Raw genomic sequence first — 24,562 nt, 5'->3', positions numbered from 1 at the left:
CACGGCCGCACCCACCGTCCGCGCGACGCTGCATGGTTTCCGGGCACGGGGATCCGGCGCGGCGTGCCGGTGCGGGCGGCGGCGGGTGCGTTCCATGGCGAGCGAGGTCCCGATGCGCATCGCGGTGCGGCTCCCGGCGTTCGAGGACTGGCGGGCCCAGGTCAAGTGCCAGGTCGGCTGCCCCGTGGACACCGACGGCGGCCGCTACTGCCAGCTCGTGGCGCAGGAGCGGTACGAGGAGGGCTACCTCGTCGCCCGGGCGCCGAACCCGTTCGCCTCGGTGTGCGGCCGGGTGTGCGCGGCGCCGTGCGAGGACGCCTGCCGCCGCGGCACCATCGACGCGCCCATCACCATCCGCGCGCTGAAGCGGACGCTCACCGAGCGCTTCGGGGTCGAGTCCGTCCACCCGGACGCGCAGGACCGGCTGCGCGAGGCGCTGGTGCCGGAGGGGAACCGGTACCCGGGGCACCTCCCCACGGTGCCGCTCCGCGGGGCGCCGCAGGGCGGCCGGCGCAAGGTCGCGGTGATCGGGGCCGGGCCGGCCGGGCTCTCGGCCGCGCACGACCTCGCGCTGCTCGGGTACGACGTGACGGTCTTCGAGGCGGCCGAGGAGCCGGGCGGGATGATGCGCTTCGGCATCCCCGAGTACCGGCTGCCCCGCAGCGTGATCCGCGGGGAGATCGAGAAGATCCTGGCGCTCGGCGTCACGCTCCGCACCGGCGCCCCGCTCACGCCCGAGCGCGGGCTCGCCGCGCTGCGGGCCGAGGGCTTCGAGGCGTTCTTCCTGTCGGTCGGCGTGCAGAAGGGGCGCGACCTCGCCATGCCCGGCGCCGAGCTCGACGGCGTCGTCAAGGCGGTGGACTACCTCCTGAACGCGAACCGCGGCTACCGGATGGACCTGGGCCGGCGCGTGGTGGTGATCGGCGGCGGGTTCGTGGCGTTCGACGCGGCCCGGCTCGCGCTGCGCGCCGGGCAGGAGGACCGCGCGGGCGAGGTCCGCGCGCTGGGCGCGGAGTCCGACGCGCGCCTGGTGGAGGCGCTCGACTCGGCGCGCGCCGCGGTGCGCGGCGGCGCGGCCGAGGTGACCATCGTCTCGCTGGAGAGCTTCGACGAGATGCCGGTCCTGCGGACCGCGCAGGGGCACGAGGAGTTCGAGGAGGCGCGGCGGGAGGGGATCCGGTTCCAGCCGCGCCGCGGGCCGCGGCGGTTCGTCGGGACGGGGCGGCTCGAGGCGGTGGAGCTGCGCGGCGTGACGCAGGTGTTCGACGCGTCCGGGCGCTTCGCGCCGGCCTACGACGACGCCGACGTGATCGCGATCCCGGCGGACGGCTGCGTCCTCGCGATCGGCCAGCGCGCCGACCTCTCCTTCCTGCGCCCCGAGGACGGGGTGGAGCTCACGCCGGCCGGGACGATCAAGGTGGACCGGGCGACGCTCGCGACCACCGCGCCCGGCGTCTACGCCGGCGGCGACGTGGCGTTCGGGCCGCGGAACCTCATCGAGGCGATCGCGAACGGGAAGCGCGCGGCGCGCTCCATCCACGAGCACCTCTCCGGCGAGGCGGCGCGGCTCGAGGCGATCATCGCCGTCCAGAAGATCCCCACCCGCGACTACCGGATGATCGCCGGCTTCGAGCTGCTCGACCGCGCGGCGCCGCCCACGCTCGACCTGGGGCGGCGGAGCGGCATCGCGGAGGTGGAGACCGCGTTCGGCGCGGAGGAGGCCATCGCGCAGGGCGCGCGCTGCCTCGTCTGCCACGTCCAGACCATCTACGACCCGGAGAAGTGCGTGCTCTGCGGGCGCTGCGTGGACGTGTGCCCGGAGTACTGCCTCGCGCTGGTGCCGCTCGAGGACGTGGACCTGCCGGACGAGGACCGGCGGGCGCTCGTCGAGGCGGCGGCGGCGGGCGGCCTGCCGCTCTCCGCGATGATCAAGGACGACGCGCCCTGCATCCGGTGCGGGCTCTGCGCCATCCGCTGCCCCACCGACGCGATGACGATGGAACGGTTCCAGATCACGCAGCGCTACGCCCCCGCCGCGTAGCGGGGACGCCGAGGTTCGCCATGGCCGAGCGGAAGGACCGAAGGGACTTCCTCGTGGGCGTCGGGATCGGCGCGGGGGTGGTCGCGCTGGGCGGCCAGGGGGTGGCCGCGCTGCGGTCCCTCGTGCCGAACGTGTCGTACGACGCGCCCACCACGGTGAAGCTCGGGCCGCCGGCCGAGTTCCCCGACGGGATGAAGTTCCTGCCCGAGCAGCGCCTGTTCGTGTTCCGCGAGGGCAACACGTTCCACGCCATCTCCGCGGTCTGCACGCACCTCGGGTGCACGGTGCGCGCCGAGGCGCTGCCCCGCGTCGAGACGAAGGAGGTCGGGGGCCGGCCGCTCAAGCTCACCCACCGCTTCCTCTGCCCGTGCCACGGCTCGCGCTACGAGGGCGACGGGCAGAACGTGGCCGGGCCCGCGCCGCGGCCGCTCGCCTGGTACGACCTGACGCTCGCCGCGGACGACGGGCAGCTGGTGGTCGATCTGGCGAGACCCGTCACGCACGACTTCCGCCTGACCATCGCGTGAGGAGGCGACCGTGGCCACCCTGCCCGAACCGTCGGTGAGCTCGCCCGCGCCGGCCGCCGCGCCCGGCGTCCACCCCCGCCCGCTGTGGAGCCTGCGGCCCGCGTCCGACCGCGAGGCGGGCGACGCGATCGTCGCGAACTTCCTGCTCCACTGGTTCCCGGCGAAGGCGCTGCGGGCCTCGCTGGAGTGGCGGTACTCGCTCTGGCTCGGCACGGTCTCGGCGGCGCTGCTCCTCCTGCTGGTGGTCTCGGGCCTGCCGCTGCTGTTCCTGCACGTGCCGTCGGTGGAGCGGGCCTACGGCTCGGTGAAGGACATCGAGTACGTGGTGACGTTCGGCTCCTGGATCCGCTCGGTCCACCGGCTGTCCGCGCACCTCATGGTCGCCGCGGTGTTCCTGCACCTGGTCCGCGTGTTCCTGACCGGCGGCTACAAGAACGGCGTCGGGCGCGGGCAGCGGCGCGAGTGGAACTGGATCCTCGGCGTGGTGATGCTGCTCGTCACGCTGTTCCTCTCCTTCACCGGCTACCTGCTGCCGTGGGACCAGCTCGCCTACTGGGCGGTGACGGTGGGGACCAACATCGCCTCGGCGGTCCCGCTCGTGGGCGAGGAGCTGCGCGAGCTGATGCTGGGCGGCCGCACCATCGACCAGCCCACGCTGATCCGCTTCTACGTGCTCCACGTCATCGTGCTGCCCGGCGCGCTGTTCGCGCTGCTCGCCTACCACATGTGGCGCATCCGCAAGGACGGCGGGCTCGCCTGCGCCGACCGCGCGGTCGCGCTCCCGGCCCCGGCGGAGGTCCCGGCCGCGGCCACCAAGACCTACTCGCTGCTCGGCATCGCCCGCGGCACGCACCCGACCATCCGCGCCACCTCGGTGGAGCGGCCGGAGACCACGGTGAGCTCTGTGCCGGACCTGACCCGCCGCGCGGCCATCGTGGTCCTCGGCACCATGGCGGTGGTGAGCATCCTGGCGGTGCTGATCCCGTCGCCGCTGGAGGAGCCCGCCAACCCGCTCGTCACGCCGAACCCGGCCAAGGCGCCCTGGTACTTCCTGTGGCTGCAGGAGCTGGTGACCGACACGACGTTCCGGATCGGCTCGTTCACCGTGAACGGCGCGTTCCTCGGCGGCGTGATCCTGCCCGGCCTGCTGGTCGCGCTGATGGTCGCGTGGCCGTGGCTCGACCGGAGCCCGGCCTCGGCGGCGGGGCGCTGGTTCCCGCGGAGCCGCCGGACGCAGAACCTGGTCTTCCTCCTGATCGTGCTGGTGGTGCTCGTCCTCACCTACATCGGCCTGTTCGCGCGCGGACCGTACTGGAACCTGTACTGGCCGTGGCAGGCCTGGCCGCAGCTCCCGACGCGGATCTGACCATGGAACAGCGCACCCCATCGCCGTACCGTCGCCGCGACCGGCTGATCCTCGCGCTGGTCGGCGCCGCGCTGGTCGTCTCGCTCGGCCTGTTCGCCTGGAAGGACTGGTCCCACGACTGGCGCTACTACCAGTGGGAGTTCCGGAACCAGGTGGAGGCGAAGCTCGGGGCGGAGAAGGCCCGCACCGTGCCCTCGGGCATGCTGCAGCTCTGGGTGCCGGCGCTGCGCCACGCGGATCGCTGCCCGATGTGCCACCAGGCGGTCACGTGGAAGGGCTTCGAGGACGCCGAGCACCCGTTCCGCACGCACCCGCCGGCGATCCTCGCGGCGCACCCGCTGGAGCGCTACGGGTGCACCGCCTGCCACGGCGGGCAGGGCTACGCGGTGGACGTCGAGGCCGCCCACGGGCCGGTCCAGTTCTGGGAGGAGCCGGTGCTCGGCGCGACGCTCGGCGCGGAGTACTCGCTCGCGACCGACAAGGGCGCGCTGCTGCAGATGAACTGCAACGTGTGCCACCGCTACGACCGCGAGACGGCCGGGTCGAAGGCGATCAACGACGCGAAGGCCCTGGTGGCGCAGAAGGGCTGCCGCGCCTGCCACGTGATCAACGGGCGCGGCGGCAGCATCGGCCCCGATCTCACGTTCGAGGGCGACAAGGCGCCGGAGCAGTTCGACTACACGCGCCTGCTCGGGCAGCAGACCATGTTCGCCTGGCACGTGGCGCACTTCCGCGAGCCGAAGGCCATCGTCCCCGAGACGGTGATGCCGAACTTCAACTTCACCACCGCGCAGGTGCAGTCGCTCGCGATGCTGGTGATGTCGTGGCGCAAGGTCGAGCTGCCGGCGGCGTACCTGCGCGGCGCGCCCCGCACCGACCCGCAGACGCCGGCCGAGGTGGAGGAGGAGCAGCGGATGCTGCACGGGCCGGGCGCGTGGTTCGTGAAGACCGGCTGCTTCATCTGCCACAACGTGTCCTCGCTGGGCGTGAAGAGCCCGGCGCAGATCGGCCCCGACCTCTCCATCGCGGTGGAGGACGTCCAGGCGCGCTTCGGGCGCACGCTGGACGACTTCCTGCGGGCGCCGACCGGCACGATGGCGGTGGTCCTCTCGCGCCAGATCATCCTGACGCCGGCGCAGCTCGACATGGCGATCCAGAAGGTGCGCGAGGCGTACGCCGAGCACCTGAAGCAGAAGGCGGCCGCCGGGACGAAGGCGCCGGCGGAGCCGGCGTCCGAGCAGAGGACCCCGGGGCCGAAGGCGCCCGTCCGGAAGACGCCCGCCCGCTGATCATCTCCAAGACGGAGGCAGACATGGCCGACACGAAGCTCTGGACGAGGATCGCCGTGGCGCTCGCGGCGGTGGGGGCGCTGGCGCTGGCCGTGGGCTGCCCGCCCAGCAAGCCGAAGGGCTCGAAGCGCCCGGCCGCGGCGTCGGACATCGCGGTGGCGGCCGAGAAGACCTACGTGCCGCCGGGAGATCTCGACGAGTACTACATGTTCTCGTCCGGCGGGCACTCCGGGCAGGTCTTCGTCTACGGCATCCCGTCGATGCGCCACATCACCACCATCCCGGTGTTCTCCCCGTACTCGGGCACGGGCTACGGCTACGACGACGAGACGAAGGCCATGCTCGGCAAGCTCACCTGGGGTGACGTGCACCACCCGGCGCTCTCCGAGACCGGCGGCGACTACGACGGGCGCTGGCTGTTCGTGAACGAGATGAACGGGCGGGTGGCGCGCATCGACCTGCGCGACTTCAAGACCCGGCAGATCCTCGGGCCGGTGCCGAACATCTCCGGCAACCACGGGTCCACCTTCATCACCCCGAACAGCGAGTACATCCTCATGTCCTCGCGGTTCTCCATCCCCATCCCGAAGGGGCGGGCGGTGTCCATCGACCGCTACGCCAGCGAGTACAAGGGCGTCGCGGCCGGCATCAAGGTCGATCCGAAGACCGGCGAGATGTCCCTGGGCTGGCAGGTGCTGCTGCCGCCCTTCGACTGGGACCTCGGCGACGCGGGCAAGAAGCTGTCCGAGGGCTGGTTCTTCCTCACCTGCTACAACTCGGAGCGCGCCACCGGCAAGCTCGAGGTCACCGCCTCGCAGCGCGACCGCGACTACATCGCGGCCATCGACTGGCGCCTCGCGGAGAAGGCCGCGGCGGAGGGGAAGGGCGAGCTCATCGGCGGCGTGAAGGTGCTCGACCCGAAGAACGTCCCCGGCCTCGTGTACCTGATGCCCTGCGGGAAGTCGCCGCACGGCGTGGACGTCTCGCCCGACGGCAAGTACGTGGTCGGCTCGGGCAAGCTCCAGGGCGTCACCACCGCCTTCAACTTCGAGAAGGTCCTCACCGCCATCAAGAACAAGGACTTCGCCGGCGAGGAGGACGGCATCCCGGTCCTGAAGTACGAGTCGATCAAGGACGCGGAGGTGCCGGTCGGCCTCGGGCCGCTCCACACGCAGTTCGGGCCGGACGGGATGGCGTACACCTCGCTGTTCGTGGACAGCGCGCTGGCGAAGTGGAAGCTCGGGACGTGGGAGGTGCTGGACAAGGTCCCGATGTCCTACTCGACCGGCCACCTCGCCGCGGCCGAGGGCGACACGGTGTCGCCGGACGGGAAGTGGCTGGTGGGCCTCAACAAGCTGTCGCACGGCCGGCACCTCTCGGTCGGCCCGTCGCAGCCCGAGTCCTCGCAGCTCGTGGACATCTCGGGCGACAAGATGAAGCTGGTCTACGACGCGTTCACCGAGCCCGAGCCGCACTACGCGCAGATCATCAAGGCGGACAAGCTGAAGCCGATCGAGGTCTACCCCAAGGAGGAGAACAAGCACCCGCTGGCGATCTGGGACGTGAAGGACGCCGGGGTGACGCGCAAGGGGACCGAGGTGCTGGCGAAGGTGGTGGTGGTGCGCTCCAGCATGACGCCGGCGCTCATCGAGGTGAACGAGGGCGACACGGTGAAGGTGGCGCTCACCAACATCGAGCAGACCACCGACGAGCTCCACGGCTTCGGCCTGCTCGACTACAACATCAACATCGTCCTCGATCCCGGCGAGACCAAGACCGTCACGTTCAAGGCCGACAAGCCGGGCGTGTTCCCCTACTACTGCACGAACTTCTGCTCCGCGCTCCACCAGGAGATGCAGGGCTACCTCGTGGTGAAGCCGAAGTGACGCCGCGCCGGCCGCCGCCGGGAGGACCGCCATGAAGCGACTGCTGGAGCGGAGCCACGCGCTGCTCACCGCGCCGGTCGGGGCGACGCCGCGGGTGCTCGCGCTCGTCGCCGCGCTGCTCGTCGTCCCGACGTACGTCGCGCCGCTCTGGAACCTCACCATGTTCGCGCCGCAGTACGGGGACGGGCTCCGGCTGGACATCTACAGCTACAAGCTCGAGGGCGGGAACCACGGGCAGGACCTGAAGGAGATCAACCTCCTCAACCACTACATCGGCATGCACGACCTCGCGGAGGAGGACTTCCGCGAGTTCAAGTGGATGCCGTTCGTGATGGGCGGGCTCGCGCTGGTCTTCCTGCGGGCCGCGGTGATGGGCCGGGTGCTCGACCTGCTGGACTCGCTGGTGGTCTTCACCTGGTTCGGCCTCTTCTCGCTCTGGTCGTTCGGCTACAAGCTGTACAGCTACGGCCACGACCTCGCGCCCGGCGCGCCGGTGAAGGTGCCGCCCTTCATGCCGCCGATGATCGGGAGCGCGCAGCTCGCGAACTTCGAGGTGTACTCGTACCCGGGCCTCGGCTCCTACGCGCTGTTCGCGGTGGGCCTCGCGCTCGCCGTGGCCCTCGCCCTCGGGGTGCGCGCCACGCTCCGGCGTTCGGCGGCCGCGCCGCTCCCGCGCGGCGGGCCCTGAGGCGATGCCCGCCGTCGCGCCGCTCGTCGCGCTCCTCCTCGCCCGGGCCGGCGACATGGCGCCGATCCCGGCGGGCAGCCTGGAGGGGCGCCCGCCGCCCGGCGAGGCGTCGCCGCTCCAGGCCAGGGTGGACGCGGCGCCGCCGGGCGCGCGCGTCGAGGTGGGCCCGGGCACGTACGTGGGCGACCTCTACCTCGACCGCCCCGTCCACCTGCTCGGGCGCGGGCGCCCCCGGCTCGTCGGCTCGGGGCGGGGCAGCGTCGTGCGCGTCCGGGCGCCCGGGGTGGTGGTGGAGGGCTTCGACATCGACGGGCGCGAGGGCGGCGACCTGGGGCGCGACTCGGCCGGCGTGCACCTGGCCGCGCGCGACGCGGTCGTCCGCGGCTGCCGCATCGAGCGCGCGCTGTTCGGCATCTACCTGCGCGAGGCGCACGGCGCGCGCGTCGAGGGGAACGTGGTGGTGGGGATCCGGGCGAAGGAGCCGGGCGAGAAGGGCTCGGGGATCCACGTCTGGAACACCGACGGCTTCACGCTCGACCGCAACGAGGTCGTGGACGCGCGCGACGGCTTCTACATCCAGTCCTCGCCGCACGGCGTGATCCGCGGCAACGTCGCGCGCGACCTGCGCTACGGCCTCCACTACATGTTCTCGGACGACAACGTCTTCGAGGACAACGTGTTCGAGCGCTCGGCCGCCGGCGCGGTGCTCATGTACTCGCGCCGGATCGCGTTCCGCCGCAACCGCTTCCTGCACAACCGCGGCTTCGCCTCGGTGGGGCTGCTGTACAAGGCCTGCGACGACGTCGTCGCCGAGGACAACCTGATCGCCGACAACGCCCGCGGCGTCTTCCTGGAGGGCTCGTACCGCGACGTGTTCCGGCGCAACGTGATCGCCGAGTCCGACGCGGCCATCGTGCTCTACGACTCCTGCGGCGACGTCCGCTTCGAGGGCAACGCGTTCGTCGCGAACCTCACCACCCTCGACCTGGTCGGCCGGCGCACCGACACCTCCTTCGACGGGAACTACTGGTCCGACGACCGCGGGCTCGACCTCGATGGCGACGGGCGGAACGACGCGCCGCACGTCCTCGGCAGCCTGTTCGACCACCTGCGCGGGAACCTCTCCGCCGCCGATCTGCTCGCGCAGAGCGTGGCGGCCTCGGCGCTCGCCGCGGCGGAGCGGAGCTTCCCGGTGCTGGCCCGCATCCAGGCCGTCGATCGCGCCCCGCTGGCGAGGCCGCCCGCGCTGCCCGCGGTGCCGGTGGCGCGCCCGGAGGGCGGCGGCGCGTCGGCGGCGGGCGTGGCGGGCTCGGCCGGCGCCGTGGCGCTGGGGCTGGCGGTGCTCGCGCTGGGCGGGCGGGCCGCGCGACGGGGGCGCCCGTGATCCGCTTCGAGGCGCTCACCAAGCGCTACGGGACCCACCGCGCCGTCGAGGCGCTCTCGCTGGAGATCGCCGCCGGCGAGGTGGTGGCGCTCCTCGGGCCGAACGGCTCCGGCAAGACCACCTCGCTCAAGGTGGCGGCGGGGCTGGTGCTGCCCACCTCGGGCAGGGTGCTCGCCGGCGAGCCCCCCGCCAGCACGCGCGACCCGGCCGCGCGGCGCGTCCTCTCCTTCCTCCCGCAGCGCGTGAGCTTCCCGGAGTCGCTCACCGGCCGCGAGGTCCTCGAGTTCTACCGGCGGCTGCGCGGCGCGCCGGCGGGCGCCGCGGAGCGGGCGCTCCGCGCGGCCTCGCTCGACGGCGCGGCGGAGCGGGCGGTGGGCACGTACTCGGGCGGCATGACCCAGCGGCTCGGCCTGGCGGTGGCGGCGCTGCCGGACGCGCGGGCCTACCTGCTCGACGAGCCCACCTCGGCGCTCGACGCCGACGGGCTGGCGGCGTTCTACGCGCTGGTCGAGCGCTGGCGCGGCGAGGGGCGGACGGTGCTCTTCAGCTCGCACCAGCTCGGCGACGCCGAGCGGCTCGCGGACCGGATCGCGATCCTGGTGGACGGGCGGCTGGTCGCGGCGCTCGGGCAGCGCGAGCTGGCGGACCGCCTCGCCGCGCGGGGGCGCATGCGCCTGCGGCTCGACGCCTGCCCCGCGGGGCTGGCCGAGCGGCTCGCCGCGCTCGCGCCCGGGACGCGCTGGACCGGCGAGGAGCTGGTGATCCCCGGGCCGCCCGCGCTGCGCGCGCAGGCGCTCGAGCTGGCCCGCGCGGCGGGGGCCGGGATCCGCAGCCTCACCGCCGAGGACGGGCGCCTGGAGCCGCTGTACCGCGAGCTGGTGGAGGGTTCCGCATGACCGCACGCTTCCCCGCGCGCCTCGTCGCGATCGGCTGCGCCCTCGCCTGCGCCGCCGCCTGCCGGCGCGGTCCGCCCGCACCGGCGCAGCTCGACCCGCGCAACGACGCCTGTGCCTTCTGCCGGATGGCGGTGTCGGATCCGCAGTTCGCCGCGCAGCTCGTCGCGCCGAACGAGGAGCCGCGCTTCTTCGACGACCTGGGCTGCCTGCGCGACTACCTGCGCGAGCATCCCCCCGTGCCGCGCGGCGCGGTGGCGTACGTCGCGGATCACCGGACGTCGGCCTGGGTCCGCGCCGAGGCCGCGACGTACTCGCGGGTGCCCGGGCTGCGCACGCCCATGGGCTCGGAGCTGATCGCCCACGCCGACGCCGCCTCCCGCGACGCCGACCCGGTCGCCTCGGGCGCCGTCCCGGTGCCCGCCGCCGAGCTCCTCGGACCCGGGTCGGCGCCGGAGGCGCGATGAGCGCCGGCGCGTCGCCGCTGCTCCTCGTGGCGCGCCAGGAGCTGCTGCTCGCGGCGCGCTCGCGCTGGGTGCAGATCTTCGCGGGGGTGTTCGCGCTGCTCGCGCTCGGCGTCGCCGGCTCGGGCTACGTCCTCTCCGGCGGGCACGGCTTCCAGGACTTCGCGCGCACCAGCGCGTCGCTGGTGGAGCTCGTGGCCCTGGTGGTCCCGCTCGCCGCGCTGCTCATGGGCGTCCTCGCGCTCGCACCCGAGCGCGGGACCGCCGAGCTGCTGTACGCCCAGCCCGTCTCGCGCCGCACCATCCTGCTCGGCGAGCTCCTCGGGCTGTTCGCGGCGCTCTCCGCCGCCGAGCTGGTCGGCTTCGGCGTCGCCGGGGTGGTGGTGTTCTCTCAGGCCGGCGAGGAGGGCGGGGGAGGGTACGCGCTGCTGGTCCTCGGCGCCGCCCTGCTCACCGCGGCGTTCCTGGCCATCGCGGCGCTGATCGCGGCCGGCGCGGTGGGGCGCCGGCGGGTGCGGGCGCTCGCGGTGGCGGTGGTGGTCTGGTTCGCGGCCGTGGTGCTGCTCGACGTGGCGGCGCTGGGCGTCGCGTCCCTGCTGCCCTCCGGGACCGCCTCGCGGCTGCTGGTGGTGGCGGTGATCGCGAACCCCGTCGGCGCGGTGCGCACCGGCTCGCTGCTCGCCGTCGAGGGCACCGCGGCGTTCGGGGCCGCCTCGCTCGCGTTCCTGCGCCTCACCGGCGGCCCCGCCGGCGCGGCCGCGGCGCTCGCGTCGTCGCTCGCGCTCTGGATCGTGGTGCCCGCGGCGCTCGCCGCGCGCCGGATCGGGCGGGTGGATCTGTAGGGGACTGTCGGAGCGCCCCGCGCCGCCAGGGCGCTGGTGCGCGCCCGCGTCCCGCGCCAGAATCGCCCGATGCGCCGCACCCCGCTCGCCACCCTCGCCCCCCTGGCCGCCGCCGCGCTGGCCGCGCTCGCCGCGTGCCGCACCGCCGGCCCCGTCGCCCCCGCCGCGGAGCTCCCGTCCGCGCCCGCCCCGGCGCCCGTCGCTCCCCCGCCCGCCCCCGTGCGCGAGCCCAGGATCGCGCTCGTCCTCGGCGGCGGCGCCGCGCGCGGGTTCGCCCACATCGGCGTGATCCGCGTGCTCGAGCAGGAGCGGATCCCCGTGGACCTCGTGGTCGGGACCAGCGTCGGCAGCCTCATCGGCGCGCTGTACGCGAGCGAGAAGGACTCGTTCGACCTCGAGTGGACCGCGTTCCAGCTCCAGCAGGACGACCTGTTCGACTTCCGGCTGGTGAACGCGGTGATGGGGATGGGCTACGCCAAGGGCGAGAAGCTCGACGCGTTCGTGCGGGCGAAGGTGAAGCAGCCCAACATCGAGCAGCTGAAGGTGCCGTTCGCGGCGGTGGCGACGGACCTGAACTGGGGCACGCGGGTGGTGATCGACCGCGGCCCCGTCGCGCCCGCGGTCCGCGCGTCCTCGGCCATCCCCGGCATCTTCGAGCCGGTCGGGCACATGGGGAAGCTGCTCGTGGACGGCGGCGTGGTGGACAACATCCCCATCGACGTGGCCCGCGAGAAGGGCGCCGACGTGGTGATCGCCGTGGACATCTCCGAGGACGTCGGGAACACCAGCATCCGCAACGCGCTCGACGTGATCCTCCAGGCCACCAACATCATGTTCGCGGAGAACGTGGCGCACCGGAAGCAGGGCGCCGACGTGCTGGTGCAGCCCGACGTGCGCGGCGTGGGGATGCTCGACTTCACGCAGAAGAAGCGCTGCGTCCAGTCCGGCATCGACGCCGCCCGCGCCGCCATGCCCCGCGTCCGCGCCGCGATCGAGGCGTGGAAGGCGAAGCAGGCCGCCCAGCGCCCGCGGGCGTGAGGGCGACAGAGCTTGCCCTCGCAAGGCGCTCCCTCGACCGACCGCCCCCCCTAATCCAACCCCCGCTCCCACAGCTCGTCCTCGTCCAGCCCGAGGAAGTGCCCGACCTCGTGCACCAGCGTCACGCCGATCTCCTCGATCAGCTCCTCGCGGCTCCGCGCGAACCGCTCCAGGTTCTTCTGGTACAGCACGATCGACGACGGGAAGTGGCTCCACGGATCCATCGACGCCTTCTGCCCCCACGCCGCGCCGCGGAACAGCCCGAGGATCGCCGGCGAGAGCGGCGGCTCGGAGCCGCGCAGGTCGTCGTCCTGCGGCAGGTCCTCCACCGTGATCGCCACGTTCGACAGGTACCGCCGCACCGGCTCGGGCAGCCGCTCCAGCGCCGCCTCCACCGCGGCGTCGAACGCCTCGTGCGTGAGCGACACCGGCTCGGGGAACTCCTCCGGCGCGAGCTTTCGCGCCCGCGCGAGCCGGCGCGCCGCCTCGGCCGCGTCGCCCTGCCGCTCGGCCACCAGCCCGAGCTGGTGGTGCACCCACGGGTCCTTCCGGTCGAGCGCCTCGGCCCGGAGCAGCACCGCGCGCGCCTCGTCGAGGCGCGACAGCTCGTACAGGGCGAACGCCTGCTCGAGCAGGATGTCCACCCGGTCCGGCGCCGTCCGCGCGGCCTCCTCCAGCCGCGCGAGCGCCTCGTCGGCGCGGCCGAGCTGGTCGAGCGCCGCGCCCTCGAGGTAGGCGAGGTCGGCGGCGAGGTCCGGGTCGTCGAGCTTCCGGGCGGCCCGGCTGCCCCTGCGCGCCAGCTCCAGCGCGCGCTCGGCCCGCTCGCGCCCGGTGTCCTCGTCGGCGAGCACGTTCAGGTGGAAGTCGGCCGCCCCCGCGAGCAGCTCGGGGTCGTCCCGGCCGCGCTCCAGCGCGCGGTCGTACGCCTCGGCCGCGTCGTCGAGCCGATCGAGCGCGGCGAGCGCGGCGGCGCGCAGGTGGAGCGCGGGGACCGACCGGGGCGCTTGGCCCACCGCCTCGTCGGCGCGGGCGAGCGCCTCCTCGGGCTCGCCCTCCTCGAGCGCGGCGGCGGCGGCATCGAGGAGGTCGTCCAGCGCGTCGGGACCGGGCATGCGTCGCGAGTAGCGGGGCGGGCGGCCGGTGTCAAACGGCGCGCCCCCGGCGAGGGGGCGGGGCCGCGCGGCGGCGCGCGCCGGGCTTCACGCACGGCGCGGATCCGGGGGTGCCGGCGGGCTACCGGGGTCGCGGCCGGGCGCCGCTTGACCGAGGTCGGGGAGCGGTTATGTTAGCGGCCGCCCGGGGCGACTGCCAACCCGAGTCGCCCCACAACATCTCAGATTCATTGCAGCTTCTCTGAAAAGGAGACCCGGCATGCCCGCCAAGGAGATCGCATTCCACCAGCCCGCCCGCGAGGCCATCCTCCGCGGGGTGCAGACGCTGGCCGAAGCCGTCGCGGTGACCCTCGGCCCGAAGGGCCGGAACGTGGTCATCGAGAAGAGCTACGGCGCGCCGACCATCACCAAGGACGGCGTCACCGTCGCGAAGGAGATCGAGCTCGAGTCCAAGTTCGAGAACATGGGCGCGCAGATGGTGAAGGAGGTCGCGTCGCAGACCTCCGACAAGGCCGGCGACGGCACCACCACGGCCACCGTGCTCGCGCGCTCGATCTACGAGGAGGGCCTGAAGCTGGTCGCGGCCGGCCACAACCCCATGGACCTGAAGCGCGGCATCGACCGCGCGGTCGAGGTGGTGGTGGCCCATCTCAAGAGCCTCTCCACCCCGACGAAGGGCAAGGACGACATCGCCCAGGTCGGCACCATCTCCGCGAACGGCGACACCACCATCGGCAACATCATCGCCGAGGCGATGGAGAAGGTCGGCAAGGAGGGCGTGATCACGGTCGAGGAGGCGAAGGGCCTCGAGACCACGCTCGACGTGGTCGAGGGCATGCAGTTCGACCGCGGCTACTCGTCGCCGTACTTCGTCACGAACCCCGACCGGATGGAGGCGGCGCTGGAGGATCCGTACGTCCTCGTCACCGAGAAGAAGATCACGGCGATGGCCGACCTCGTCCCGGTGCTCGAGCAGGTGGCGCGCTCCGGCAAGCCGCTCCTCATCATCGCGGAGGAGGTCGAGGGCGAGGCGCTCGCCACGCTGGTGGTCAACAAGCTGCGCGGCACGCTGCACGTGTGCGCCGTGAAGGCCCCGGGGTTCGGCGACCGTCGCAAGGAGATGCTGAAGGACATCGCCACCCTCACGGGCGGCACGGTGGTCGCCGAGGAGCTCGGCATCAAGCTCGAGCAGCTCGGCCTGAAGGACCTCGGCCGCGCCAAGCGCATCACGGTGGACAAGGACAACACCACCATCGTGGACGGCGAGGGCAAGAAGGCGGACATCGAGGCCCGCATCAAGGTGATCCGCGGCCAGATCGAGGAGTCCACCTCCGAGTACGACCGCGAGAAGCTCCAGGAGCGGCTCGCCAAGCTGGTGGGCGGCGTGGCGGTCATCAACGTGGGCGCCGCCACCGAGACCGAGATGAAGGAGAAGAAGGCCCGGGTGGAGGACGCGCTGCACGCCACCCGCGCCGCGGTCGAGGAGGGCATCGTCCCCGGCGGCGGGGTGGCCTACCTCCGGTCGCTCGCCGATCTCCAGAAGCTCGACGTCGGCCAGGGCGACCAGCGGTTCGGCGTCCAGATCGTGGTGAAGGCCCTCGAGTGGCCGGCCCGGCGCATCGCCGAGAACGCGGGCTGGGACGGGCCGGTGGTGGTGAACAAGATCCTCGAGGGGAAGGGCGCGTTCGGCTTCAACGCCGCGACCGACACCTTCGAGGACCTGACCAAGGCCGGCGTCATCGATCCGACCAAGGTCTCCCGCACCGCGCTCCAGAACGCCGCGTCGGTGGCCAGCCTCCTCCTCACCACCGAGGCGATGGTGGCCGACAAGCCGAAGAAGAAGGCCGCCGCGGGCGGCGGCGCCGGCGCCGGGATGGGCGGCGGCATGGACGACATGGACTACTAGCGTCCGCCGTCCCTCGGGTTTTCCCCCTGCACCGAGGCGGGTGCAGGGGGAATCCCCATCCCCCAGCGGGGTGCGTCATTGACACCGGGCCCTCGCCCGGGTAGGGTATTTGCATACGACGGACGGCCAAGGCGATATCGGCCCGTCTCGTCGATGACGAGGGCAGCCGCTACTACGTGCTCGGACGGGCGGAACCCGGCAGTCGTCGTCAGCGGGGCCAAGGATCCTTCCTTGGCCCCGCGTTTTTTTTGCCCGCCTACGGCCGCTCGCCGGCCGGGATCGGGGGCAGGTCCTTCGACGCCATGTAGACCACGTTCCGGCTGGAGCGCTTTCCCCGGTACATGGCGCGGTCGGCGAGGTCCAGGATCTCGCTCTTCTCCTGGGCGTGCTCGGGGTAGCTGGCGAGGCCGATCGAGGCGGTGACCCGCACCCGGGCGCCCTCCCGCGACAGGAAGCGGTGGTCCTCGATGGCCCGGCGGACCCGCTCGGCCACCTTCAGCCCGCCGCCGGAGTCGATCCCGACCAGCAGCACCACGTACTCGTCCCCCCCGTAACGGACCAGGACGTCCTCGTCCCGGACGCAGGAGCGGAGCACGCGGGCCACCTCGACGAGCAGGCGCGAGCCGGAGAGGTGGCCGTGCTGGTCGTTGACCGTCTTGAAGTGGTCGAGGTCCATGAACAGGACCGAGAACGGGCGGCCGCTCTGCATCTCGCGCTCGAGCGCCATGTCCAGGTAGCGGGTGTTGTAGAGGTGCGTGAGGTCGTCGAGGTAGGCGAGGTGCTCGACCTGCCTCAGCCGGCCCAGGTTGCGGAGCGCCAGCCCCAGGTTGCGGCAGAGGTAGGCGACCGCCTCGGCGGCGGTCGGGTCGAGCGGGCCCGGCGCCTGCACCGCCACGACCCCGAGCAGCGCGCCCTCCTCGGTGACCGGCAGCAGGAGCACCCGCGGCCCGAACGGCCCCAGCTCGCCCGGCGCCTGCTCGGCCCGCGCCACCGGCTCGGCCTCGAGCGCGCCGAGCTCGTCCGGGCAGGCGGCGAGCAGCTCGATCGCCACCGGGTGATCGGTCCCGTGCGTGCCCGAGGGCACCCAGCTCCCGTCCGCCGCCTTCTCCAGCAGCACCGCGACGGCGCTGCGCGCCGCCGCCGCGACCGAGGCGAGCGCCATCGGCACGAGCTTGTCGCGATCGAGCGTGGCGGCGATGCGCTGGCCGGTCTCGAACAGCGTCAGGTGCGCGCGCAGCACCTTGTTCTCGGCGAGCAGCTCGCGGGTGGCGAGGCAGCGCTGCACCGCCAGCTGGAGCTGCTCCGGCGTGACCGGCTTCACGAGGTAGTCCGAGGCGCCCGACTTCATGGCGCGCACCGCCGGGTCCACCTTGTCGAGCGCGGTGATGACCGTGACCTCGAGGTTCGGGTCGAGCTGCTTCGCGGCCGAGAGCAGGTCGAGGCCGGACGAGCCCGGGAGGATCACGTCGGTGAGGAGCACGTCGAAGCGCCGCTGGCGCAGCAGGGCGAGCGCCGCCTCGGCGTCCTCCGCGAGCTCGACCTCGTACCCCGCGGCGCGCAGGTAGTCCGAGTACACGGTGCGCGCGAAGCGCTCGTCGTCCACGAGGAGGACCGAGTAGGCCATCGCGGATCGTCGTATATCATGAGCCGTGTCGCTCCCCTCGGACCGCAAGGCGCTCCTCTTCTCGGCCGGCGGTGTGCGCCTGGCGCTGCGCCTGTCGCAGCTCCGGGAGATCGTCGCCGTCCCCGAGGCGGCCGGCGAGGTGATCGCCCGGGGCGAGGCGGTGCCGGCGGCGTTCGTCTCCACCGTGCTGGGCCTGTCCGGCGGCCCGTGCCCGTTCGCGCTCCTCACCGAGGGCCCCCCGCGCGTGGCGCTGCGCGTCGAGGCGCTGCACGGGATCGTGGACCTCGCCGAGGCCGAGTTCTTCCAGCTCCCCGCGCGCACGCCGCTGCCGCAGCCCCCGCCGTTCGCCGGCGCGATCGTGATGGGCGGGGCGGTGACGCTGGAGCTGGCGGTCGGGACGCTCGGCTTCGCCCCGCTGGAGCCGGCGCTGGACGCCGCCGAGCCGCCGCCCGACCTCGGCCTCGGCGCGGAGCGCGAGCTGCGCTTCGCGCGGGCGGGGCGGGAGTACGCGGTCCCGCTCGCGCTGCTCCTGCAGGTGCTCGAGGAGCCGGCGCTCGCGCCCGTGCCGCTCACCCCGCCGTCGCACCGCGGGCTGCTCTACCACGGCCGCGCGCTCCACCCGGTGGTGGACCTGGCCGTGCTGTACGGCGGCGCCGGAGGGGAGGGGCGCACCGTGCTCCTGCTCGACGCGGGCGGCGCCGGCATCGGCGTGGTGGCCGACCGCGTGCTCGGGGTCGGCGAGGGCGGCGAGGACGTGCTGCGTCCGCCGTGGGATGCGCTGTTCGGGGGCTAGCCGCAGCCTGGCGCGGCGCGGGCCCGAGTGTCGCCAACCCTGCGCAATGCCCCGCAAATCTTGACATTCGAGGGATCCCGGCGGTACTGGAGTGGATCCTCTCCACAGGCCCGGACCGGCCCGGAAACCCGCCCCATGCCCAAGACCCTTCTCCTCGCGGACGACTCGATCACGATCCAGAAGGTCGTGGGCATCACCTTCGCGAACGAGGACGTACAGGTCGTCGCGGTGGACAACGGGGAGGACGCGCTCGCGAAGGCGCGCGAGCTCCGCCCCGCGGTCATCCTGGCCGACGTGGTGATGCCGCGGCGCAACGGCTACGAGCTGTGCGAGGCGGTGAAGTCCGATCCGGCGCTGCGCGGCATCCCGGTGCTGCTGCTCGCCGGGACGTTCGAGGCGTTCGACGAGGCCCGCGCCCGCGGCGCGCACGCCGACGGCCACGTCTCCAAGCCCTTCGAGAGCCAGACGCTCATCAACAAGGTCCGCGAGCTCCTCGGCGAGCCGCCCGTGGCCGCGCCCTCGCCGTACCGCGGGGCCGGCGCCGCGCCGCAGCCGGCCGCGCAGGCCCCGGTGCCCTCGCAGCGCGCCCCGCTGGCGCCGCCCCCCGGTGCGCGCCCGCCCGCCCCCGCGGCGCCCGGCGCCCGCCCGCTCTCCGCCGTCCCGGCCGGCGCGGGCCGCCCGCTCGCGCCCGGCCCCGGGATGCCGCCCCCCGGCGCGCGCCCGCCCGGCGCTGGCTTTTCGCCCGGCGCCCGCCCGGCGATGCCCGAGATGCGGCCCGGCATGCCACCCGGCGCCCGCCCCGGCATGCCCGGCGCGCCCGCCGGCTTCCGCCCCGGCGCGGCGCCGCCGCCCGGCGCGCGTCCGCCCGCCCCCGGGATGCCTCCCGGCGCCCGCCCGGGCATGCCCGGCATGGCGGGTATGCCGCCCGGTGCGCGTCCGCCCGGCGCCGCGATGCCGCACCCCGGCGCCCGTCCGCCCCCCGGCGCCCGCCCGGGCATGGCCGGCGCACCGGCGGGCTTCCGCCCCGGCCCCGGCGTGCCGCCTCCCGGCGCCCGCCCGGCGCCCACGCCCATCCCGCAGCCGGCCGCCCCCGCCGCCCGCCGCGATCCGTTCGGCTTCGGCGTGCAGGGCCCGCAGGTCGGGCCCGGCGGCCCGCAGCGCGCCGTGAACGCGCCGCCGCCGGCGCCCGCCCCCGAGACCGACTGGAGCGACCTCGACCTCGGCGGCGAGCCCGCCGCCGCGAGGCCGGCGCCCGCGCTCGAGCTGGACGCCCCGCGCGCCGCGCCCGTGGAGCTGCCCGGCGCGCCGGACGAGGCGCCGGAGCTCGCGCCCATGCACGCGTTCGTACCCCCCGCCGCCTCCACCGGCCACGCGCCGGCGCCGGCGGCCGCCGCGGCGGACGGCGGGGAGGCGGCGCTGCGCGAGGCCATCGGCAAGGCGTCGCGCGAGGTCATCGAGCGGGTGGTCTGGGAGGTGGTCCCCGAGCTCGCGGAGACGATCATCCGCGAGAACCTCGACCGCCTCGTCAAGCAGCGCCAGGGCTGAGCCGCCGCGGCGGCGCCGCCCGTTCCCAACGCATGCCGCGCCGAGGCCGCGCGCCCGATCGCCGGGCGGCCGCGGCCCGCGCAGGCCCGGAGACGACGTGTCGAACCCGAATCCCATCGAGAACGAGAACCGCACCGAGCTCGCCAAGGGCTACGAGCACCGCGAGGTCGAGGCCCGCTGGTATCCCTTCTGGCAGGAGCGCGGCTACTTCCACGGCGACGAGCACGACCGCACCCGCCCGCCGTTCTCCATCGTGCTGCCGCCGCCCAACGTGACCGGCTCGCTGCACCTCGGCCACGCGCTCACCGCCACGCTGCAGGACGTGCTCATCCGCTGGAAGCGGATGAGCGGGTTCAACACGCTCTGGCTCCCCGGCACCGATCACGCGGGCATCGCCACGCAGATGATCGTCGAGAAGGAGCTGAAGAAGGCCGAGAAGAAGAGCCGGCACGACCTCGGGCGCGAGGCGTTCCTGGAGCGCGTCTGGGCGTGGAAGGAGCAGTACGGGTCGCGCATCGGCGAGCAGCACAAGGCGCTGGGCGCCTCGCTCGACTGGCAGCGCGAGCGCTTCACCATGGACGAGGGGCTCTCCCGGGCGGTGCGCGAGGTGTTCGTGCGCCTGCACGAGGAGGGGCTCATCTACCGGGAGAAGAAGCTCATCAACTGGTGCCCGGACTGCCGCACCGCGCTCTCCGACCTCGAGGTCGAGCACGAGGAGGCGCACCAGGGCGAGCTGTGGAGCTTCGCGTACCCGCTCGCCGACGGCTCGGGCGAGATCGTGGTCGCGACCACCCGGCCCGAGACCATGCTCGGCGACACGGCGGTGGCGGTCCACCCGCTCGACCCGCGCTACATGGCGCTCCACGGCAAGAAGGTCCGCCACCCCATCACCGGGCGCACCTTCCCCATCGTCGCCGACGCGATCCTGGTCGATCCGAAGTTCGGCACCGGCGCGGTGAAGGTCACCCCGGCGCACGACTTCAACGACTTCGAGGTGGGCAAGCGCCACGGCCTCGAGATGATCACGGTCATCGGCCCCGACGGCCGCATGACCGCCGAGGCCGGCCCGCTGGCCGGGCTGGATCGCTTCGAGGCGCGCAAGGAGGTGAAGCGCCTCCTCGCCGAGCAGGGGCTGGACCGCGGCGCGAAGGCGCACGTCCTGCCGCTCGGCCGCTGCCAGCGCAGCGCCACCATCCTCGAGCCGCTGATCTCGGACCAGTGGTACGTGCGCATCGAGCCGCTGGCCCGGCCGGCCATCGAGGCGGTGGAGCAGGGGAAGACCCGGTTCATCCCGGAGCAGTGGACCAACACGTACATGGCGTGGATGCGCAACATCCACGACTGGTGCATCAGCCGGCAGCTCTGGTGGGGTCACCAGATCCCGGCCTGGTACTGCCCGGACGGCCACGTGACGGTGGCGCGCGAGACGCCGGAGGCCTGCTCGACCTGCGGCAAGCGCGAGCTGCGCCAGGACGAGGACGTGCTCGACACCTGGTTCTCCTCCGGCCTGTGGCCGTTCTCCACCATGGGCTGGCCGGAGCAGACCGACACGCTGCGGACCTTCTACCCGACCTCCGTCATGGAGACCGGGCACGACATCATCTTCTTCTGGGTGGCCCGGATGATGATGATGGGCCTCCACTTCATGGGCGAGGTGCCTTTCCGGACCGTGTACCTGCACCCCATGGTGCGCGACGAGAAGGGCCAGAAGATGTCGAAGACGAAGGGGAACGTCATCGACCCCCTCGTCATCACCGAGCAGTACGGCGCCGACGCGCTCCGCTTCACGCTGGCGGCGCTCACCGCGCAGGGCCGCGACATCAAGCTCGCCAAGGAGCGCATCGAGGGCTACCGCGCCTTCGCGAACAAGCTCTGGAACGCGAGCCGCTTCGCGCTCATGAACCTGGCCGGCTACGAGGAGCGGGGCGAGGACCCGGCCCGCGCCGCGCGCACGCCGGCCGACCGCTGGATCCTGGCCCGGCTGCAGCGGACGGTGAACGAGACCGTGGAGGCGCTCGACGCCTTCCGGTTCAACGACGCCGCGAACGCCGTCTACGCGTTCGTCTGGCACGAGCTCTGCGACTGGTACATCGAGCTGTCCAAGGAGGCGCTCGCCTCCGAGGACCCCGAGGCGCGGCGCAGCGTCCAGGCGGTGCTGGTGCACTGCCTCCAGACGTCCTACCGGCTGCTCCACCCGTTCATGCCGTTCATCACCGAGGAGTTGTGGCACGTGCTCCGCGCGCAGGTCGGCGCGAGCGCCTGGGCCGACTCGGTGCTGGCCGCCGAATACCCCCGCAAGGGGGAGGCCGACGAGGCCGCGGAGGCCGCTTTCCGCCCGGTTCTCGGGATCATCGACGCGGTGCGCAACATCCGCGGCGAGATGGGCATCCCGTGGAAGGTGAAGCTGGGCGCGCAGGCGCCGGTGGAGATCGCGGTGGCGGATCCCGCCGTCCGCGACCTGCTGCAGGCCGGCGAGCTGGCCCGGGTGCACCGGGTGGCCGGCATCGACGGCTCGCACCTCGTCGTCGCGGCGGCGACCGCCCCGGCGCCGCAGTCGGCGGTGGGGGTGGGCCCCGGGTTCGAGGTCCGCGTCCCGCTGGCCGGGGTGATCGACCTGGCGGCCGAGACCGCCCGCGTGGACAAGGAGATCGGGAAGGTCGATCAGGACCTCGCCGTCCTCGAGCGGAAGCTCCAGAACCCGTCCTTCGTGCAGAACGCGCCGCCGGCGGTGGTCGAGAAGGACCGTGCCCGGGCGGAGGAGCTTCGCGAAAAAAGAGGCAAGCTCGAGGCGCATCGTGCGATGCTTTCGGGATCGGAGGCGAATTCCGCCAGGAGGGACACCATGGAGATCCAGAACGAGCAGAAGCCGACGCAGGACGCGCCCGCTGCCCAGGCGCAGCCGGCGCAGGAGAATCCGGTCGTCGAGAGCGCCGAGAAGGCGGTCGCCGCGGTGAGCGAGGCCGCGCAGCAGGCCGCGACCGCGGTCGCGTCGGGCATCGAGAAGGTGGCCGATGCCGTCCGCAAGACGGTTCGCCGCTCCGTGAAGAAGGCCGCCGCGACCCGCGCTGCGATGAAGAAGAAGATCACGAAGAAGGCCCCCGCCAAGAAGGCCGCCGCGAAGAAGCCCGTCGCCAAGAAGAAGGTCGCGAAGAAGGCGCCCGCGAAGAAGGCCGCCGCGAAGAAGGTCGCGCGGAAGCCGGCCCCGAAGAAGGTCGCGAAGAAGACGGCCAAGAAGAAGGCCGGGAAGCGGAAGTAGGCGGCGGCGCGCGGATGCCCCGGCTCTCCGCCCACGCCGAGCGCCTCCTCGACCTGGCGCTCGAGGAGGACCTCCTCCTCGGCGACGCGACGAGCGAGGCGACCATCGACGCCTCGGCGACCGGGGAGGGCCGGTTCCTCGCGAAGGAGGACCTGGTCCTCGCCGGCACCGCGGTGGCGGTGCGGGTGTTCGAGCGGCTCGGGGCATCCTGCACGTTCGACCGCGCCGACGGCGCGCGCGCCGCGCGGGGCGAGCTCGTCGGCACCGCGCGCGGCACGGTGCGCGCGCTGCTCGCGGCCGAGCGCACCGCGCTGAACTTCCTCCAGCGGCTCTCCGGCGTGGCGACCGCCACCCGCCGCTGCGCCGACGCGCTGGCCGCCGGCGGCGGCCGCACCCGCCTGCTCGACACGCGCAAGACGACGCCGGGCTGGCGCATGCTCGAGAAGGCCGCGGTGCGCGCCGGCGGCGGCAAGAACCACCGCTTCAGCCTGGGCGACGGCGTCCTCATCAAGGACAACCACGTCGCGGCCTGCGGCGGCGTCGCCGAGGCGGTGCGGCGCGCCCGGGCCTCGGCCGGCGCGATGCTGCGCGTCGAGGTGGAGGTCGAGGACCTGCCCGGGCTGGACGAGGCCATCGCCGCCGGCGCCGACCTGGTGCTGCTCGACAACATGGACGACGCGGCCATGGCCGAGGCGGTCCGCCGCGCGGCCGGGCGCGTGCTGCTCGAGGCCAGCGGCAACATGACGCTGGAGCGGCTCCCGCGCGTGGCCGCGACCGGGGTGGACTTCGTGTCGATGGGCGCGGTGACGCACAGCGCCCGGGCCGTGGACCTCGCGTTCGACCTCGCCTGAGCCGGCGGGGCCATTTGACAGGCCGTCGCCGGCCCCGGAAGATCGGCGGACCATGGCGACCGAGCCGTCCGACTCCGCCGAGCTGGTGCTCGCCTTCCTGGCCGAGGCCGGGGACGAGGTCGTGTCGGGCGAGGCCATCTCCGACAAGCTCGGCCTGACCCGCGCCGCGGTGTGGAAGCACGTGAACGCGCTCCGGGCCCGCGGCTACCGCATCGACGCGGTGCCGGCGCGAGGCTACCGGCTGGCCGAGGTGCCGGACCGGCTCACCGCGCTGGAGCTGCGGCCGCTGCTCAACACGCACGACCTCGGGCAGGTGCTCCACGCGCACGAGGAGCTCGCCTCCACGAACGACCGCGCCCGGGAGCTGGCCGAGGAGGGCGCCGTGCACGGCGAGGTGGTGATCGCCGAGCGGCAGACCGCCGGGCGCGGGCGGCGCGGCCGCGCCTGGATCTCGCCGCCGCGCAAGAACCTCTACTTCTCCGTGGTGCTCCGGCCCGACCTGCCGCCGGCGCGCGCGCCGGAGATCACGCTGGTGGCGTCGCTCGCCGTCTGCGACGCGCTCCGGCAGGCCGGGGTGGACGCCGGGATCAAGTGGCCGAACGACGTGCTCGCCGGCGGGCGCAAGATCGCCGGGATCCTCACCGAGCTGGCGGCCGAGCAGGATCGCGTCCACTGGATGGTGGTGGGCGTGGGCGTGAACGTGAACGCCGGGGCCGACGACTTCCCCGACGACCTGCGCGGCGAGGCCACCAGCGTGCTCCTGGAGCGCGGCGAGCCCGCCCCGCGCGCGCTGTTCGCCGCCGCGTGCCTGACCGCGCTCGAGGGCTGGCTGGACGTGCACGAGGAGCGGGGCTTCGCGCCCATCCGCGAGGCCTGGCGCGAGCGCTCGGTGACGCTGGGACGCGAGGTGCGGGTGGCGGTGGACGGGGGCGAGCTGGCCGGCACGGCCGAGGACATCGACGAGGCCGGGGCCCTGCTGGTCCGGACGGCGAGCGGGCTGGAGCGGGTGCTCGCGGGGGACGTCCGGCTGGTGCGGCCGCGCTGACCCGTGCGGCGG

At 73.9% G+C, this 24,562-nt stretch carries 19 protein-coding genes; 17 read left to right on the top strand and 2 right to left on the bottom strand.

The genetic code is table 11. The features are described from left to right. Nucleotides 1–94: 94 nt before the first annotated feature. The 11 genes from ADEH_RS12440 (at nt 95) to ADEH_RS12390 (ending at nt 12,418) form a co-directional block, all read left to right on the top strand. Nucleotides 95–2,041: an FAD-dependent oxidoreductase gene (locus ADEH_RS12440; protein ID WP_011421458.1), complete on the top strand. Its 1,947-nt coding sequence runs from the start codon at nt 95–97 to the stop codon at nt 2,039–2,041. 20 nt (nt 2,042–2,061) lie between these two features. Further along, on the top strand, nt 2,062–2,568 hold the full coding sequence (locus ADEH_RS12435) for a ubiquinol-cytochrome c reductase iron-sulfur subunit (RefSeq protein WP_011421457.1): 507 nt from the start codon (nt 2,062–2,064) through the stop codon (nt 2,566–2,568). A 10-nt stretch (nt 2,569–2,578) separates the two neighbouring features. Continuing rightward, on the top strand, nt 2,579–3,934 hold the full coding sequence (locus tag ADEH_RS12430) for a cytochrome b (protein ID WP_011421456.1): 1,356 nt from the start codon (nt 2,579–2,581) through the stop codon (nt 3,932–3,934). A 2-nt stretch (nt 3,935–3,936) separates the two neighbouring features. Beyond that, nucleotides 3,937–5,223, top strand: a complete 1,287-nt coding sequence (locus tag ADEH_RS12425; protein WP_011421455.1) for a c-type cytochrome — start codon at nt 3,937–3,939, stop codon at nt 5,221–5,223. Nucleotides 5,224–5,246: 23 nt separating this feature from the next. Next, nucleotides 5,247–7,109: a Sec-dependent nitrous-oxide reductase gene (nosZ, locus tag ADEH_RS12420; RefSeq protein ID WP_011421454.1), complete on the top strand. Its 1,863-nt coding sequence runs from the start codon at nt 5,247–5,249 to the stop codon at nt 7,107–7,109. A gap of 31 nt (nt 7,110–7,140) precedes the next feature. Continuing rightward, a complete protein-coding gene (locus tag ADEH_RS12415) occupies nt 7,141–7,797 on the top strand; it encodes a hypothetical protein (RefSeq protein WP_011421453.1) in 657 nt (218 codons plus the stop codon). A gap of 4 nt (nt 7,798–7,801) precedes the next feature. Continuing rightward, entirely contained in the window at nt 7,802–9,181 is a 1,380-nt protein-coding gene (gene nosD, locus ADEH_RS12410; RefSeq protein ID WP_011421452.1) for a nitrous oxide reductase family maturation protein NosD, read from the top strand. Then, nucleotides 9,178–10,077 carry an ABC transporter ATP-binding protein gene (locus tag ADEH_RS12405; protein ID WP_011421451.1) on the top strand — a complete coding sequence of 300 codons (900 nt, stop codon included), beginning with the start codon at nt 9,178–9,180 and terminating at the stop codon, nt 10,075–10,077. The genes nosD and ADEH_RS12405 overlap by 4 nt, the downstream gene beginning before the upstream one ends. Next, nucleotides 10,074–10,541, top strand: coding sequence for a nitrous oxide reductase accessory protein NosL (locus tag ADEH_RS12400; RefSeq protein ID WP_011421450.1), 468 nt, complete (start codon nt 10,074–10,076; stop codon nt 10,539–10,541). Before ADEH_RS12405 ends, ADEH_RS12400 begins: the two co-directional genes overlap by 4 nt. Next, nucleotides 10,538–11,380 (top strand): ABC transporter permease, encoded by an 843-nt coding sequence (locus ADEH_RS12395; protein ID WP_011421449.1) that lies wholly within the window; start codon nt 10,538–10,540, stop codon nt 11,378–11,380. The genes ADEH_RS12400 and ADEH_RS12395 overlap by 4 nt, the downstream gene beginning before the upstream one ends. Before the next feature lie 69 nt (nt 11,381–11,449). Further along, a complete protein-coding gene (locus ADEH_RS12390; protein ID WP_041453518.1) occupies nt 11,450–12,418 on the top strand; it encodes a patatin-like phospholipase family protein in 969 nt (322 codons plus the stop codon). Nucleotides 12,419–12,468: 50 nt separating this feature from the next. Here the strand turns inward: ADEH_RS12390 and ADEH_RS12385 are convergent, their stop codons facing one another. Next, a complete protein-coding gene (locus ADEH_RS12385) occupies nt 12,469–13,530 on the bottom strand; it encodes a metallopeptidase family protein (protein ID WP_011421447.1) in 1,062 nt (353 codons plus the stop codon). Nucleotides 13,531–13,789: 259 nt separating this feature from the next. Between ADEH_RS12385 and groL the strand changes: the two genes are divergently transcribed. Then, a complete protein-coding gene (groL, locus tag ADEH_RS12380) occupies nt 13,790–15,436 on the top strand; it encodes a chaperonin GroEL (protein WP_011421446.1) in 1,647 nt (548 codons plus the stop codon). A 256-nt stretch (nt 15,437–15,692) separates the two neighbouring features. On the opposite strand, the gene ADEH_RS12375 is transcribed toward groL, so the two are convergent. Beyond that, nucleotides 15,693–17,060, bottom strand: a complete 1,368-nt coding sequence (locus tag ADEH_RS12375) for a GGDEF domain-containing response regulator (protein ID WP_011421445.1) — start codon at nt 17,058–17,060, stop codon at nt 15,693–15,695. A 25-nt stretch (nt 17,061–17,085) separates the two neighbouring features. Here ADEH_RS12375 and ADEH_RS12370 point away from each other — a divergent pair, with 25 nt between their 5' ends. The 5 genes from ADEH_RS12370 to ADEH_RS12350 all read left to right on the top strand — a co-directional run bounded on the left by ADEH_RS12370 (nt 17,086) and on the right by ADEH_RS12350 (nt 24,550). Then, a complete protein-coding gene (locus ADEH_RS12370; protein ID WP_041453517.1) occupies nt 17,086–17,853 on the top strand; it encodes a chemotaxis protein CheW in 768 nt (255 codons plus the stop codon). A 135-nt stretch (nt 17,854–17,988) separates the two neighbouring features. Further along, nucleotides 17,989–19,398, top strand: a complete 1,410-nt coding sequence (locus ADEH_RS12365) for a response regulator (protein ID WP_011421443.1) — start codon at nt 17,989–17,991, stop codon at nt 19,396–19,398. 97 nt (nt 19,399–19,495) lie between these two features. Beyond that, entirely contained in the window at nt 19,496–22,654 is a 3,159-nt protein-coding gene (locus tag ADEH_RS12360) for a valine--tRNA ligase (RefSeq protein WP_011421442.1), read from the top strand. Nucleotides 22,655–22,668: 14 nt separating this feature from the next. Further along, nucleotides 22,669–23,505 carry a carboxylating nicotinate-nucleotide diphosphorylase gene (gene nadC / locus ADEH_RS12355; RefSeq protein ID WP_011421441.1) on the top strand — a complete coding sequence of 279 codons (837 nt, stop codon included), beginning with the start codon at nt 22,669–22,671 and terminating at the stop codon, nt 23,503–23,505. A 52-nt stretch (nt 23,506–23,557) separates the two neighbouring features. Further along, nucleotides 23,558–24,550: a biotin--[acetyl-CoA-carboxylase] ligase gene (locus ADEH_RS12350; protein ID WP_011421440.1), complete on the top strand. Its 993-nt coding sequence runs from the start codon at nt 23,558–23,560 to the stop codon at nt 24,548–24,550. The last annotated feature ends 12 nt before the right edge of the window (nt 24,551–24,562 follow it).

Source organism: Anaeromyxobacter dehalogenans 2CP-C (assembly GCF_000013385.1).
In the GTDB taxonomy this organism is placed as follows: domain Bacteria; phylum Myxococcota; class Myxococcia; order Myxococcales; family Anaeromyxobacteraceae; genus Anaeromyxobacter; species Anaeromyxobacter dehalogenans_B.
This window is presented reverse-complemented; position numbering and strand designations above follow the sequence as displayed.

What these genes read in the sequence shown, in the direction of transcription:
- ADEH_RS12440 (WP_011421458.1), top strand. Translation starts at nt 95, where the DNA reads ATGGCGAGCGAGGTCCCGATGCGCATCGCGGTGCGGCTCCCGGCGTTC.
- ADEH_RS12435 (WP_011421457.1), top strand. Translation starts at nt 2,062, where the DNA reads ATGGCCGAGCGGAAGGACCGAAGGGACTTCCTCGTGGGCGTCGGGATC.
- ADEH_RS12425 (WP_011421455.1), top strand. Translation starts at nt 3,937, where the DNA reads ATGGAACAGCGCACCCCATCGCCGTACCGTCGCCGCGACCGGCTGATC.
- nosZ (WP_011421454.1), top strand. Translation starts at nt 5,247, where the DNA reads ATGGCCGACACGAAGCTCTGGACGAGGATCGCCGTGGCGCTCGCGGCG.
- ADEH_RS12415 (WP_011421453.1), top strand. Translation starts at nt 7,141, where the DNA reads ATGAAGCGACTGCTGGAGCGGAGCCACGCGCTGCTCACCGCGCCGGTC.
- nosD (WP_011421452.1), top strand. Translation starts at nt 7,802, where the DNA reads ATGCCCGCCGTCGCGCCGCTCGTCGCGCTCCTCCTCGCCCGGGCCGGC.
- ADEH_RS12400 (WP_011421450.1), top strand. Translation starts at nt 10,074, where the DNA reads ATGACCGCACGCTTCCCCGCGCGCCTCGTCGCGATCGGCTGCGCCCTC.
- ADEH_RS12395 (WP_011421449.1), top strand. Translation starts at nt 10,538, where the DNA reads ATGAGCGCCGGCGCGTCGCCGCTGCTCCTCGTGGCGCGCCAGGAGCTG.
- ADEH_RS12390 (WP_041453518.1), top strand. Translation starts at nt 11,450, where the DNA reads ATGCGCCGCACCCCGCTCGCCACCCTCGCCCCCCTGGCCGCCGCCGCG.
- ADEH_RS12385 (WP_011421447.1), bottom strand. Translation starts at nt 13,530, where the DNA reads ATGCCCGGTCCCGACGCGCTGGACGACCTCCTCGATGCCGCCGCCGCC.
- groL (WP_011421446.1), top strand. Translation starts at nt 13,790, where the DNA reads ATGCCCGCCAAGGAGATCGCATTCCACCAGCCCGCCCGCGAGGCCATC.
- ADEH_RS12375 (WP_011421445.1), bottom strand. Translation starts at nt 17,060, where the DNA reads ATGGCCTACTCGGTCCTCCTCGTGGACGACGAGCGCTTCGCGCGCACC.
- ADEH_RS12365 (WP_011421443.1), top strand. Translation starts at nt 17,989, where the DNA reads ATGCCCAAGACCCTTCTCCTCGCGGACGACTCGATCACGATCCAGAAG.
- nadC (WP_011421441.1), top strand. Translation starts at nt 22,669, where the DNA reads ATGCCCCGGCTCTCCGCCCACGCCGAGCGCCTCCTCGACCTGGCGCTC.
- ADEH_RS12350 (WP_011421440.1), top strand. Translation starts at nt 23,558, where the DNA reads ATGGCGACCGAGCCGTCCGACTCCGCCGAGCTGGTGCTCGCCTTCCTG.